We start from the raw sequence: 14,642 nt of genomic DNA, 5'->3' as shown, positions 1-14,642 counted from the left end.
CTATTTGATATTGATCCGGTGAGCGACCGCCACGCCGTTGGACACCACGATCTCCTGAACCCCCATCAGCTTGCACAAATCCAGAAATGTCAGGTTCTCCGGCATCGCGGAGTCCTGGAACAAGGGTGTGTTACGGGTCAGCGCCGTCATCGCTGCCAGCAGGGCGCGCAGTTGATACAGCGTCGAGTATTTGTCCCGGTCGACCGAAACCAGAATGAACTTCTGCGCCCCGTCCCCTTTCGCGAACAGATGATAGGTAGGCGGATAGGCGCTCTGCGATTGCTGCGCGGTCAGCCCGGTGACGAAGGCAATCCGGGTCCGCCGGTTGGCTTCCGGCATCGTATCGACACGGGCGACATATGTTTCCTCGGAACTGGGCGGCGGATAATAATATCCTTCATGCTTGCTTTCCGCCTGGGCGGCATCGCCGGCCCCGGTGAGACTGGCAAGAACGGCGCACACGAGAAACAGAACCGCAAATGGCCGACAGGTGAACCGGCGTTCCGCACGGTGATCATAAGTCAATGTCATCTCTCTCACTTTCGTGATCCGGGGGCAGACGCTATACAACAACAGACTAAAGGCGCGTCCCACTATAGGGAATAGTGGATCAACGGGTCTCGGTCGGCAAACCGGCTGGACGATACAGTGCCGGAAAAGGGATGTCGGGCGAACCGGAAAATTCCCAAAGCATAATGACATATATGGGCGGAAGGGCGCGCATGACCGAGTTGAAAATGGCCTTCGTGGCCGCGGATACGCCGATGGCCCAAGCCGCCCGGTCCGAATTGATGAGCCTGTACGACCACGTACCAGTCACCGAGGCGGATATCATCGTCGCCTTGGGCGGGGACGGTTACATGCTGCAGGCGATGCACGACTCCCTCGCCCTGGCAAAACCGGTTTTCGGTATGAACCGCGGCACGGTCGGCTTCCTGATGAATGCATACGACCCGAACGAACTGCCTGCGCGCCTGCTGGCGGCAGAGTCCGTTCGCCTTTATCCGCTGGTCATGAAGGTGGTTACGGAATCCGGCGAGAACGCCGAAGCCATCGCAATCAACGAAGTTTCCCTTTTCCGAGAGACCCGCCAGGCGGCGAAGATCCGTATCCTGATCGACGGCGTGGAACGGTTGCCCAGCCTCACCTGCGACGGCGTGATCGTTTCCACCCCCGCCGGTAGCACGGCCTATAACCTGTCCGCGCATGGGCCGATCGTCCCCATGGGGTCCGGGATCCTCGCCCTCACCCCAATCAGCCCGTTCCGGCCGCGGCGCTGGCGCGGCGCATTGTTGCCGCATAATGCAAAGATCGACTTTGAAGTACTGGAATCGAAAAAGCGGCCCGTCAGTGCGGTGGCCGACGCCTCGGAAATCCGCGACGTTAAACGCGTGACCGTCATGGAAGACCTGGACCGTTTCGCCACCGCCCTTTTCGATGCCGAGCACGACCTTGAAGAACGCATTTTGAAAGAGCAGTTTACCGCCTGATTTGCGATAGTACGAACGGCAGCCGACTAGGACCCGACCTTGACCCTTTATCCCGTCATCCTTTCCGGCGGTTCCGGCACCAGGCTTTGGCCACTCAGCCGGGCAACCTTCCCGAAACAATTCCTGGCCTTGACCGCCGGGGATACGAACGGCGCGGTCGAAGACCTGACCCTGCTGCAGCAAACCGCGATGCGCTTCGCCGTCAAATCCCGCTATGGCGCGCCGGTGACGATTTCCAATGACGAGCACCGCTTCCTGGTTGCCGAGCAATTGCGCGCAGCCGATATCGACCGCGCTGAAATCATCCTGGAGCCCTGCGCACGCAATACCGCACCCGCCGCCATCGTCGCGGCGCTTCACATCGCGGCCAAGGACCCGGAAGGCGTGATGATCCTGCTGCCGTCGGATCACATCATCCGCGACACGGAAGGCCTGCATCGCGGCCTGGCTGCCGCCGCGGAAGCGGCCCGGCAGGGATACCTGGTGACCTTCGGCATGACGGCGACCAAGCCTGAGACGGGATACGGCTATATCAAACAGGGCGCGGCGCTTCCCGCCATCCCGGGCGCCTTCACCGTCGATCGCTTCGTCGAGAAACCGCAGCGTGAACGCGCGGAAGCGATGTTGGCGGAAGGCGGCTTCGCCTGGAATAGCGGCATGTTCGTCTTACGCGTCGATACCTTCCTGGCGGAAGCGGAACGCTTGGTGCCTGCCATGGTCGCCGCCTGCCGGGACGCATTGGCAGGCGCGCGGACGGATCTCGATTTCCTGCGCTTGTCCGCCGAGGCCTTTGCCGCCTGCCCGTCGGAATCCATCGACGTCGCCATCATGGAGCAAACCGCGAAGGCCGCCGTCGTACCGACTGAAATCGGCTGGAGCGATGTCGGCGCCTGGCAGGCCCTGTGGGAACTGTCGCCCCGCGACGACGCCGGCAATGTCATCGCGGGCGATGTGAACCTGCGCGACACAAAGGAAAGCTATCTGCGCGCGGAGGACGGCAAGTCCCTGGCGGTGATCGGCATGGAGGGCGTCACGGTCGTCGCCACCGGCGATGCGGTCCTGGTCGCCCAGTCGGATCGCACGGCTGAGGTCAAGGACCTGGTCGCCGAGATGACGGCAGCGGGGAAGAAACAGGCCCGCGAACACCCCCTCGTCTACCGACCCTGGGGATCGTATCAGGATATCGATGCGGGTCCGGGCTTCCGCGTCAAACGATTGATCGTCAAACCGGGCGCGACGCTCTCCCTGCAGCGGCATCAATACCGGTCGGAACATTGGGTGGTGGTCACCGGGGTCGCCAAAGTCACACGCGGCGACAAGGTGATCGTGCTGCGGGAAAACGAATCCACCTTCATTCCCGTGATGGAGCAACACCGCCTGGAAAACCCCGGCGAGGAAGCCCTGCACCTGATTGAAGTACAGGTCGGCTCCTATGTCGGCGAAGACGATATCGAACGCCTGGAAGACACTTACGGGCGGACGTAATTCTATTTCCGTAGAAATGTGACCGGAGACACAGACCCGAATACCGCGGAACTCTAGTATCCTGGGCGTGGTGGCGTTAGGATGCCCCAAATGGGGATTTCGCCATCCCGACGGATGGTTTTGAGGAGGTCACAATGCGTTTCAAAGTCTTGAGGATGCCGATTGCACTGGGTTTTGCGAGCATTCTTGCGGCCGGTGCCGCCCAGGCCGAGCCTTCGGCACTGGTAGAGGACATTACGTCCGACCGCGACGATGTACAGCTGTTGGATTATCTGGAACCCGGCCAAACCATAAAACTCGCCGCCGACGAAACAATCGTTATCGGATACCTGCGTTCTTGCGTTCAGGAAACGATTACCGGCGGCACGGTTACGGTCGGTGAAAATGAAAGCGCGGTTTCCGGCGGTAAGAAGGACTCCGGTTATGTGGATTGCGACAGCGGTCCCGTCGTCGCCCAAGTCGGCGCCGAACAGGAAGCCGGCGCGGCGGCATTCAGGGATGCCGGCACGGATGAACTCAACGCGAGCCGGATACTCTTCGGTGTAAGCCCCTTGGTCAAATTGAGCCAACCCGCGGAAGCGGTGGAAATATCCCGGTTGGATACGGAGGAAGTCATTCACCGTGTCTCCGCCACCGGTGCCGTGGTAGACTTTGCCAAGGCAAAGATCGCCTTGACGCCAGGCGGAACCTACAAAGCGAAAGCGGGTGAACGGGAAGTGATTTTCAAGATCTCTCGCCTCGCCGAAGGCAGTGGCGCCTCTGCCCTGGCGCGCCTTCTGCCTTTTTGATCGCAGGGACGAGTGACGGCCTTGACCGGACCTTTCTCAGTATTGAGGATTGAACGAACGTGACGGGGCCGGAGAGTGTCAGAAAACCCACCGTACCCGGCAAGTCCGCCGTTCAGCGCCTTCATATGGGAATTGCCGGCCTGCTGATCGCGCTGGTCACCGCGATGATCGCTCTGACGATCTCACACACCTGGTACCTCAAAGGCTTCGACATAGACGCCCTGCACTGGCTGCGCGAACAGATTGCGCCGCAACATGCCGCCCCTGCCTCGTCGTCGGCCGTGGTCGTGGCGATCGATGAAGCCAGCTATATCGCACCCGAACTTGCCGGCAGGCCCAGCATCCTGTGGACCCCTCAAATGGCGGAAGTCCAGAACGCGGTGCTGGAGAACGGTGCCGCGTACTATGGGTGGGATATTATCCTGCCTACCTCGCCGGCCGCCTTCGTTGCCGACAAACGGTTCGATAAACCCCTTTTGCTCAGCCTGCGCAAATACGGCTTGAAACAAGGCCGCCTGCTGCTTGGGAAGGTTTCCTTCGGCGTCTTCGACAGTTCCGGCGATGTGGAAGACCTTCAACCTTTTCCAGGATACCGGCGGCAAGTGGGCGGCGAACCCAACATCCGTTCCTTGCTGGCGCATCCGGACAGGGATGGCGGCGTCCGAGGCGTTCCCTATTTCGTGCAGGCGAAGGACCAGCACGGCGAGGTCGCGTTTCAAACCGGCATGGCGTTCGAACTCGCTTCGAGGCTGACAGGAAATTCCGCCACGATCGATCCGGATGGCACGATCAAACTGGGTGAAGCGGTTCTGCCCTCCTATGGAAACAATGCCGTCCTGCTCAACTTCGATACGGGCGTCGGCGCCATACCGACTTTTTCCTTCGCCGACCTGCTGGCCTGCGCACGGGCGGGGAACAGCGACTATTTCAAGCGTCATTTCGAGGGCAAAGCCGTTCTTTTCGGTCTGGTCAGCAACCTTGATGACCGGAAGGTTTCGTCGAACAGGTTCGTCACCCATGCCGATTTCGAAGGCGCGCCCGCCCCGTGTTCGGAAGGGTATGAGTTCGCGCCGGCCGAAGCGCGAACCCCGACCCCCGGTGTCTATCTGCACGCGACGGCGATCAACAACATTGTCCGCAACAACGCGTTGCAGGAGTCACCGAGCTGGCTCGGCATTCTGTGCGTGTTGTCGGTCGCCGGCGTGATTGTGGTGCTCGCGCTGGGCCTCCGGCCGCAAAAATCCGCCCCCTTGGCCGTGATCATCGGCCTTGTATGGACCGCGATCGCCACGGCCGCGTTCCGGGAATCCTATGTCCTGCCGCTCAGCGCGCCGCTATTCGCGGGCATTCTGTGCCTGGGTGCCAGCATCGGATATCGCTTCATTTCGACGGATAAGGAACGCGCGTTGATCCACGAGGCGTTCAAATTCTACCTGGACCCGTCAGTGATCGACGAGATGATCGACAGCGGCTCGCCCCCGGTTCTCGGCGGGGAAACGCGCGAGGTGTCGGTGCTGTTTTCCGATATCGCCGGTTTTTCCTCTTTCTCGGAAAACCTGCCACCGGAAGACCTGATTTCGTTCCTGAACGAATATTTCAATATCTTCGACGAGGCCCTGCGCGACCATAACGGCATTCTGGACAAGTATATCGGGGACGCGGTGATGGCGATTTTCGGCGCGCCGAAGGACGACCCGAACCATGCCCGCGACGCGGTTTCCTGCTGCCTTGGCATCCAGAAACGATTGGCGGAAAGCCAGGACGTCTTCAAGGAATACCTGGTGAACCTGCCGGAGGGGACGGAGGTCGTAACCCGCCTTGGCGTCAATTCGGGTGAGATGACGGTGGGCAATGTCGGCGGCGCGCAACGGGCCAACTACACGGTTTTCGGCGACAATGTGAACCTGGCCGCGCGGTTGGAATCCGTGAACAAGCAATTCGGCACAACCCTGCTGGTCGGCGATACGACCTGGGAACAGTGCAAGGACGACTTCGAATGGCGGGTCATTGATCGTGTTCGCGTGGTCGGGCGCGACACGCCGGTCACCTTGCGTGAGCCTTTGGGGGAAAAAGGCGCGGTATCGCAAGAGGTTCTTGTGCAGCGGGACCAATTTGAGGCAGGGTTGCAGCTTCGGTGGTCAAGGAAATTTGATGACGCGATAGGAGTATTCGACGCACTCGCCGGCAAGGGGGATAAGGCCGCCGCTTACGCGCGCGACCGAACGCGGGAGATGTTGGCGTCGCCGCCGTCCGAGGGTTGGGACGGCGTCTTGGATCTGGACAAGAAATAGGCCGCCGACCTTCCTGGGGAGAATCTTAAGGAAATATTCGGTTTTCGGCCTGTAACAACGTTACGCAAAGCAGGTGCGTCCCTCATTTTCGAGAGCGCCTGGTTTGGGTATTTGGGGGCGGCACGATGGACCGTAGTATGTTCAAGTTCATATGGCGGTACAGCAGCACACAACAGCTGACTGCATTGGCGCTGACGCTTGTTTCCTTCCCATTCCTCTATTTCTCCCTGGACCTTCCTAAGACGATCATCAACAAGGCCATCGACACCCAAGAAGGCCGCTTCCCGGCGCATCTTTTCGCCTTCGACATCGACCTTTTCGGGGTCCAGTTCGGATGGGACGGGATCCTGATGGATCAATTGCCCTATCTGTTCACGCTCTGCGGGATATTCCTGGCCCTGGTTTTCATCAACGGCGGGTTCAAACTGCGCATCAATACCTATAAAGGCGTGATGGCCGAACGGCTGCTGCGCCGCATGCGCTATATCCTTTTAAACAGAACACTGCGTTTCCCATTGCCGGAATTCCGCCGCACCTCGCAGGGCGAAGTCGTCAGCATGGTCGCGCAGGAGGTCGAACCGCTTGGCGGATTCTTCGGCGACGCCTATGTGCTCGTCGCGTTCCAGGGCGGGCAATTCGCCACCATCATGGCGTTCATGTTCGCCCAGGACTGGCGCATCGGTCTTGCCGCTTTCGCGATGATCCCGGTCCAAGGCTATGTCATCCCGAAGCTGCAGCGCAAAGTGAACCTGTTGGGCAAGGAACGCGTGAAGCATGTCCGCGCGCTTTCCGGCCGGATCGGCGAAGTCATCGGCGGGGTGCAGGACATCCATTCACAGGATACGTCCCGCTATATCCTGGCCGATATGGGCCACCGTCTGGGTAAGATTTTCTGGATCCGCTTCGAAATCTATCAGCGCAAGTTCTTCATGAAGTTCGTCAACAACTTCATGAACCAGCTGACCCCCTTCTTCTTCTTTTCCGTCGGGGGATATCTCGTCATCAACGGGTCTTTGTCCGTCGGCGCGCTTGTCGCGGCGCTTGCCGCCTATAAGGACCTCGCCGCGCCGTGGAAGGAACTGCTCGGCTATTACAATCAGATGGCGGATGCCACCATCAAGTATGAAGCGGTTACCAGCCAATTCGCGCCGGACAGGATGCTGCCGGAAGAGCTGCAGGAAAATCCCCCGGAAGAGATTCCGCGCCTGAACCTGGATATCGAGGCAAAGAGCCTGAGTTACATCGACGAAGACGGCGTCAAACTGCTCGACGGCGCTACCTTCAAACTGCCGGTCGGGTCGCGCACGGCAATCCTGTCCAACAACGGCACGGCAAAGGAAGCCGCGACCGCGGTGCTGGGCCGCCTCATGATGCCGACAAGCGGCAAGATCCAAGTCGGTGACATGGACCTCGCCCATCTCCATGAAGCGGTCACCGGCCGGCGGATGGCCGTCCTCACGGGAAACAGTATATTTTTCAACGCCTCGATCGAAACCAATCTGTTTCTGGGGCTCCAGCACCTCCCGCCAGAATTGCCCTCGGAAAACCCGGAGGAATGGGAACGCGATCTGGATGAAGCGCTGGCGACCGGGAACTCGCCGTTCCCCTTCAATGGCGACTGGACCGACTATCAGGCCGTGGGATACGAGAACCGCGCCGATCTGATGACGCACACAGCTAAACTGCTTGAACGTTTCGAATTGGACGAGGAACTCTACTCACTGGGTCTGCGCCAGCAAATCGACCCGAAGAAACACCCGGATATGGTCGAGAAACTGTTGAAGGCGCGGCACCGCATGCGCGAGGTTCTTGACGAACGCGGCATCGAGGATCTGGTTCAGAGCTACGATTACGAACTGTTCAACACCTATAGCACGATCGCCGAAAACGTCCTGTTCGGGAAACCCGCCGCGGACGAGTTCAGAAAGGAGAACATGGGGGCCAACCCCATTATTCTGAGCATTCTCGACGAGTTTGACATGCGCCCCCGCTTTCTGGATATCGGGATGCGCTGCGCAGAATTGATGCTGGAATTGTTTCAGGGGCTACCGCCGGGCCATCCCTTCTTCGAGCAGTATTCCTTCGTCGATGAAGAATTGCTGCCGGAATTCAAAACCGTCATTCGCCACGCGAAACAGGACGGTATCGATAGCCTGAACGACGATGAACGGGACCTTGTGATGTCCCTGCCCTTCAAATTGATCCCGCAGCGTCACCGCTTGGGCCTGATTGACGATGAACTGCGTGAGACCGTGGTCAAGTTGCGCCATCGACTGCACGAAAAGCACCCGGAACTGTTCGGCACGAAAATTCGGAAGTTCGACCCCGACGGATACAACAACGGCGTCTCGATCCTGGACAACGTCCTGTTCGGCCGCATCGTCCATGGCCGCGCCGATGCGACGGACAAGATCCTGGAAGCCATGGTCGGCATCGTCGCTGAACTGGGTTTGTGGGAAGACATCCTGACGGCGGCCTTCGAATTCCCCGTCGGGATCGGCGGAACGCGGCTTTCCGCCATGCAGCGCCAAAAAATAGCCGTCGTACGCACGATCCTGACCAAGCCCGATATCTGCATCGTCAACGAAGCCTTCGGCGCACTCGATACCGAAGCGCAGCAACGGATCGTATCGCGCCTGTTCGCCGAACTGCCGGACACCACCTTCATCTGGGTCGACAGCGCGCCCGCGAAAGATATCGAATTCGATCATGTATTCGAACTGACAAACGGCCGGCTGACGCCACTGCATGGCGAAGCGGCCGAGGTCGCCGCCGGGCCGCCGGAAACCGTCGAGGAAGAGGAAAGCATCGACACCTCGGCGGCGCTCGGCGCGGAAACAAAGTTCCTTCGGGAATTGCCGCTTTTCGCAAACCTGGATTCCAGCAAGCTTCGTCTTCTTGCCTTTACCAGTGACCGCAAAACCTATGAACCCGGCGAGGAAATGGTCAAACAGGGCGACCAGGGCGATGCCGCCTTCGTCGTGCTGGACGGCGAGGCCGAAGTGGTTTTGGAAGGTGCGAATGGGGACGAGACGATCCTCTATGTCATGAAGCGCGGCCAGGTCCTGGGTGAATTGGCCATGCTATGCGATACGCCCCGGTCGGCAACGGTCCGCGCCCGCACGGCGCTGACGGCATTGCGCCTCAACCGCGACGTCTTTGTGGAACTGGCGCGGCAGGATCCGTATTTCTCGTTCGAAATGACACGGGACCTGGGCCAACGCCTGCTGAAGACCACGGCGGAACTGAACTCCCGGAAATAAAATGCCGTGCGGCGGGCCCTGGCCCGCCGCAGCACGTCGATCGAATGTCGGTGTAAGCAGCGCCTACAAGCCGGTTCGGTCTTCGGGCACCGTCAGCATGCGCATCGCCTGTGTGCGGCGCTTCACGCCCAAAGCCTTCAGCATGCTGCTGACATGAGACTTCACCGTATTCAGCGTCACCCCGATTTCTTCGGCGATTTCTTCGTTCGACAAGCCCCGATTGATCAGCCGCAGGACTTCCCGCTGGCGCCGCGTCAGGACCTTGAAGCGCGGATCGTCGGCTGAGATCACGGCATGTGCACCCGCTGGACGCCCCCCTCTGCCCTGGCTGTTCGCGGGGACCTGGTTCAAAACCGCCAGCGGCAGATACGTCCCGCCAGCCATAATGAAGTTCAGCAGGGCCGCGACAACCGACGGCGGGTCCGTCAGGGGAACAACCGCCTTAGCGCCAAGCGCAACAATGCGTCGGGTTTGCTCGACATCCGGCCGGTGACAGAAAACGATCGTCGCGGGACGGTTCTTGAACGCCGTGCCGTTCTTGTCGCTTCCGCCCTTTTCTTCGCCATTGCCGTTGCTTTTCTTTACATCAAAGGAACAATCGAAGCCGCTGCCCAGGAAGTGCTCGATCAATTCCTCCGCGGCGGCTTCGTTCCGCCAATCGAGAATCAGAAGATCGACATTCTCGTCCCACCCTTTGACGCCCTCCAACGCGGCGCGGTCTTCAACATCCAAGACCTCGCCGTCAGGCCAAACCTTATTCACCAAGCCGACGATCCCGGCCCGTTCCATCGCGTAGGATGACTGTATTAGGACTTTCATGTCGACGGGTTCCTTTCTCGGCTTTCGCCGCACGATACTGCGCTCCAGATCACCTTTGACACCCGCTAACCGAGCACCAAGATATCGCATTACAGTTTTCCATAATGTTTTTATATTAGCATTTTACGTTATCCTCAAGACGATTTAATCCGAACTGGCGTGCAATCCAGTGCAACCCCACCACAAAGAGGAAGAAATTCGTCATCCGCGCCATCGCATAGCCGTCGATGACGCTTGCGAGAAGGATTTCGGCGCAAGTCAGCAATCCGACAGCCCCATCGCACAGGCATAAGACTCGTAAAGGGGGTTCGTCCAGTCCGCGCCGGAACCATGACGCAACCCCGCTTCGTTTCAACGCGTAGCCCCGTCCGGAAACCGGAACGGCCCGCACAATCCCCGCGAAAGGGTCCGAAAATGACACGAACCGTCATCAGTTCCGCCAAAAAGGAAGTCATCATCGGGTTCGACCGTCCGTTCTGCGTCATCGGGGAGAGGATCAACCCGACGGGCCGCAAGAAACTGGCGGCGGAAATGAAGGCCGGTGATTTCTCCACCGTCGAATCGGACGCCCTCGCGCAGGTGGCCGCGGGCGCGCATATGCTGGATGTGAATGCGGGCATTCCCTTGGCCGACGAACCCAAGATTCTAGCCGATACGATCAAGCTGGTGCAAAGCCTGGTCGACGTGCCCCTGGCCATCGATTCCTCCATCGTCGAAGCGCTGGAGGCCGGGCTGGAGGTTTATCAGGGCAAGCCGCTGCTGAACTCCGTCACCGGTGAGGAAGAGCGCCTGGAAGTGATCCTGCCGATGGTGAAGAAATACGGTTGCGCCGTTGTCGGCATTTCCAACGATGAAACCGGTATCTCGGAAGACCCGGACGTCCGCTACGAAGTCGCCAAGAAGATTGTCGAGCGCGCCGCCGACTACGGTATTCCTAAGGAGGATATCGTGATCGACCCGCTGGTCATGCCGATTGGTGCCTTGGGCACGGCCGGCCGCGGCGCCCTTTCGCTGATCCGCCGCCTGCGCGAGGAGCTTAAGGTGAACACCACCTGCGGCGCGTCCAATGTCAGCTTCGGCCTTCCGAACCGTCATCAGTTGAACCAGGCCTTTCTTGCCATGGCCGCGGGCGCCGGCATGACATCGGCCATTCTGAACCCGCTGCACGAACCGGAAATGGTCGGCCTGCTTGGCGCGGACGTGATCAATGGCGTGGACAAGGACTGCACGACCTGGATTCGGAAATTCCGTGAGCCGGCCGCCGAAACCGAAGACGGCCGGGGTGCGCGGGGCGGTCGCGGCGAACGCCGCCGCCGTCGCGTCGCCTGACGAAACCGGGCGCTTCGTGCGGCCTCGCCCAGGAGGGCAATGGAATGGCGGACCAAGACACCGCGCCGGCGAATGACGACGGCCTCGACACGGCAACCGAACCGGTGGCCGCCGAAGCGAAGGTTGTCTTCACGCCATCCGGCAAACGGGGGGCTTTCGCGGCCGGGACAACCGTGCTGGAAGCCGCCCGCGCGCTTGGCGTCGATCTGGACTCCGTCTGCGGCGGCCGTGGTATTTGCGGTCGGTGCCAATGCAAGTTGAGCGAAGGCGACTTTTCCAAATTCGGGGTCAAGAGCAAGACGGATCACCTGTCGGGCGTGAATGCGGTCGAGGAACGCTATAAATCCAAACGCGGCATGAAGGACGGCCGGCGGCTCGGCTGTCAATCGAAGCTGTTGGGCGATGTCGTCATCGACGTCCCGGAAGAAAGCCAGGTCCACAAACAAGTCGTCCGCAAGCGCGCGGAAGTCCGCAACATCGAGATCGATCCGGCCGTACGCTTATATTATGTCGAAGTCGCTGAACCCGACATGCACCATCCATCGGGCGACCTGGAACGCGTGATGACCGCATTGAACGAGCAATGGGACATCACGGGTCTGGAACGCGCGGACCTTCCCGTACTGCAAAGCCTGCAGAAGGCGCTGCGCGAAGGCGAATGGAAGATCACCGTCGCCGTCCGTTGGGACAAGAAGATCGTCCATATCTGGCCCGGCTTTCATGACAAGGCCTTCGGCGCGGCAGTCGATATTGGATCGACCACAATGTCGGTGCATCTAACCGACTTGCAGAATGGTGAAGTTGTCGCCTCTGTCGGGGCGATGAACCCGCAGATCCGCTTCGGCGAGGACCTGATGAGCCGGGTGTCCTACGTCATGATGAATCCGGGCGGCGACCAGGAAATGACCCAGGTCGTGCGCGAGACCTTGGGATATCTGTTAAGCCAAGCCGGACTGGAAGCGTCCGTCGACGTTACCGATATTCTGGAAATCGTTTTGGTCGGCAATCCGATCATGCATCACCTGATGCTGGGCATAGACCCGACGGAACTTGGCTGGGCGCCTTTCGCGCTGGCGACCAATCAGCCGGTCCGTATCCGGGCCAGTGAACTTGGACTGGAGGGGAAGACCAATCCCGGCGCGCGGGCCTATTTCCTGCCCTGTGTCGCGGGCCATGTCGGCGCGGACGCCGCCGCTGTCGTGCTGTCCGAAGGGCCGCAATACCGGGATGAGATGACCTTGGTGGTCGATGTCGGCACCAACGCGGAAATCGTCTATGGCAACAAGGAAAGGCTTCTGGCCTGTTCCAGCCCGACCGGCCCGGCATTGGAAGGGGCACAAATCTCGTCCGGCCAGCGCGCCGCACCGGGCGCGATCGAACGCGTGCGCATCGACAAGGAAACGCTTGAGCCGCGATTCCGTGTCATCGGCGGCGACCTTTGGTCGGATAACGAGGCATTTCCCGAAACGGTCAAACGCACCGGCGTCACTGGCATTTGCGGTTCCGGTATCATCGAGGTCATGGCGGAACTGTACCTTGCCGGTGTGATCACGCGGGACGGCATCATCGACGGGTCCCTGGCGGCCAAGACGGACCGCATTGTGCCGGAAGGGCGAACCTTCTCCTACGTCCTGCATCGGGGCGAACCGGAAATCCGCGTCACCCAAGCAGATGTGCGCGCGATTCAGTTGGCCAAGGCGGCCCTCTATGCCGGCGCGCAACTGCTGATCGACAAAATCGGCAAGCCCCCGGAGCGGGTGGTCCTGGCTGGCGCCTTCGGCAGCCATATCGACACGAAATACGCCATGATTCTGGGCCTGATTCCCGATTGCCCGCTGGACATGGTCGCCTCGGTCGGCAACGCGGCCGGAACCGGCGCGCGCATTGCCCTGCTGAATGTGAAGTCGCGCGACGAGATCCGCGAAGTCATTACCCGCATCGAGAAAATCGAAACCGCGGTCGAACCGCGCTTTCAGGAACATTTCGTCGACGCGATGGCGATACCGAACAAGACGGCGCCTTTTCCGAATCTGCGGAAAGAAGTCGAATTGCCGGAACCGAAACAGGCAACCGACGGCGATGGCGGCGACGATTCCCGCCGCCGACGCCGCCGGCGCGCCCAATAGACGAACCGAACGAACAGCCCGGCCAGGGTGCCGTTTTTCGAAGGGATGAAGACAGTGACCAACGCCGCAATTCGACTTGAAGAGGCTCAGCCCATGACCAACACCGGGACCGAATCCGATCAGATCAGGGATTTCTTGAGCAACGCCACCTTCGAGGTCACGCCGACCCAGGCCTCCAAGGTCGACGATTTTCGGGAAGTGCTCGCTGCGGGAACGACCGTCTTCGTGACCTTCCTGCCCGGTTCGGATTTCGCCGAAACCGTAAAGACAGTGAAAAAGCTTAGCGCCGAAGGAATGAACCCGGTGCCGCATCTGGCCGCGCGCTCGATCCCGTCCAAGGCCTTCCTGGAAGAGAACCTGAAAGTTCTTCAAGGCGAAGCCGCCGTTTCCGAAGCACTGTTGATCGGCGGCGGTGTCGACACGCCGGTCGGTGAGTTCGACGCCACGATCCAGGTCATCCGCACCGGCCTGCTGGAAAAATACGGCATCACCCGCCTGGGTGTCGCCGGGCACCCGGAAGGGTCGCCGGACATCAAGGATGCCGACATCATCGCCGCCCTGCTGGAAAAGAACGTTTATGCGAAAGAAACCGGGACGGATATGTACATCACGACCCAGTTCTGTTTCGAAGCCAAGCCGATCATCGAATGGGACAAGGCCATCCGCGACGCGGGGAACGAATTGCCGATCCATATCGGGGTTCCCGGCCTGGCCACGGTCAAGACATTGATGAAGCACGCGGTCGCCTGCGGCATCGGCAATTCCATGAACTTCTTGAAGAAACAGGCGCTGAACGTCACCAAGCTGATGACGGTGAACGCACCCGACCGCCTAGTTCGCGACCTGGCCGCCTATCACGCCACCGACCCGAATTGCGGGATCGACATGGCGCATATGTATCCCTTGGGCGGCTTGAAGAAGACCGCCGCCTGGACCCGCGCCGTGCAAGACGGCAAGTTCGAACTGAAAACCAAGGGCGGCTTCAACGTCACCGTCCCGATCGAGTGAAGCCTGAAATCCAGGTTCCGAACAAGGAAGCGGCGCAAGGCTA

Annotated in this window: 10 protein-coding genes; 8 read left to right on the top strand and 2 right to left on the bottom strand. The window is 60.1% G+C overall.

Features of this window, described 5'->3' with window-relative positions:
• Positions 1-531, bottom strand: coding sequence for a hypothetical protein (locus tag EOI86_RS05405; protein WP_127764082.1), 531 nt, complete (start codon positions 529-531; stop codon positions 1-3).
• 191 nt (positions 532-722) lie between these two features.
• Here EOI86_RS05405 and EOI86_RS05400 point away from each other — a divergent pair, with 191 nt between their 5' ends.
• The 5 genes from EOI86_RS05400 to EOI86_RS05380 all read left to right on the top strand — a co-directional run bounded on the left by EOI86_RS05400 (position 723) and on the right by EOI86_RS05380 (position 9,317).
• The gene (locus EOI86_RS05400; protein ID WP_127764081.1) at positions 723-1,490 is read left to right on the top strand and encodes an NAD kinase; all 768 of its coding nucleotides are present in this window, start codon (positions 723-725) and stop codon (positions 1,488-1,490) included.
• Between the two features lie 39 nt (positions 1,491-1,529).
• Positions 1,530-2,975 carry a mannose-1-phosphate guanylyltransferase/mannose-6-phosphate isomerase gene (locus EOI86_RS05395; protein WP_127764080.1) on the top strand — a complete coding sequence of 482 codons (1,446 nt, stop codon included), beginning with the start codon at positions 1,530-1,532 and terminating at the stop codon, positions 2,973-2,975.
• 134 nt (positions 2,976-3,109) lie between these two features.
• Entirely contained in the window at positions 3,110-3,763 is a 654-nt protein-coding gene (locus tag EOI86_RS05390) for a hypothetical protein (protein WP_127764079.1), read from the top strand.
• A 59-nt stretch (positions 3,764-3,822) separates the two neighbouring features.
• The gene (locus tag EOI86_RS05385; protein WP_127764078.1) at positions 3,823-6,054 is read left to right on the top strand and encodes an adenylate/guanylate cyclase domain-containing protein; all 2,232 of its coding nucleotides are present in this window, start codon (positions 3,823-3,825) and stop codon (positions 6,052-6,054) included.
• Between the two features lie 125 nt (positions 6,055-6,179).
• Positions 6,180-9,317, top strand: a complete 3,138-nt coding sequence (locus EOI86_RS05380; protein ID WP_127764077.1) for a cyclic nucleotide-binding domain-containing protein — start codon at positions 6,180-6,182, stop codon at positions 9,315-9,317.
• Positions 9,318-9,380: 63 nt separating this feature from the next.
• On the opposite strand, the gene EOI86_RS05375 is transcribed toward EOI86_RS05380, so the two are convergent.
• The gene (locus EOI86_RS05375; protein ID WP_161973707.1) at positions 9,381-10,136 is read right to left on the bottom strand and encodes a response regulator transcription factor; all 756 of its coding nucleotides are present in this window, start codon (positions 10,134-10,136) and stop codon (positions 9,381-9,383) included.
• A gap of 414 nt (positions 10,137-10,550) precedes the next feature.
• Here EOI86_RS05375 and EOI86_RS05370 point away from each other — a divergent pair, with 414 nt between their 5' ends.
• The 3 genes from EOI86_RS05370 to EOI86_RS05360 all read left to right on the top strand — a co-directional run bounded on the left by EOI86_RS05370 (position 10,551) and on the right by EOI86_RS05360 (position 14,599).
• Positions 10,551-11,465 (top strand): methyltetrahydrofolate cobalamin methyltransferase, encoded by a 915-nt coding sequence (locus EOI86_RS05370; protein ID WP_127764075.1) that lies wholly within the window; start codon positions 10,551-10,553, stop codon positions 11,463-11,465.
• Positions 11,466-11,509: 44 nt separating this feature from the next.
• The gene (locus EOI86_RS05365) at positions 11,510-13,591 is read left to right on the top strand and encodes an ASKHA domain-containing protein (protein WP_127764074.1); all 2,082 of its coding nucleotides are present in this window, start codon (positions 11,510-11,512) and stop codon (positions 13,589-13,591) included.
• Positions 13,592-13,684: 93 nt separating this feature from the next.
• Positions 13,685-14,599 carry a methylenetetrahydrofolate reductase gene (locus tag EOI86_RS05360; RefSeq protein WP_127764073.1) on the top strand — a complete coding sequence of 305 codons (915 nt, stop codon included), beginning with the start codon at positions 13,685-13,687 and terminating at the stop codon, positions 14,597-14,599.
• Positions 14,600-14,642: the final 43 nt, after the last annotated feature.

The organism is Hwanghaeella grinnelliae (assembly GCF_004005845.1).
Lineage (GTDB): Bacteria > Pseudomonadota > Alphaproteobacteria > UBA8366 > Aestuariispiraceae > Hwanghaeella > Hwanghaeella grinnelliae.
This window is presented reverse-complemented; position numbering and strand designations above follow the sequence as displayed.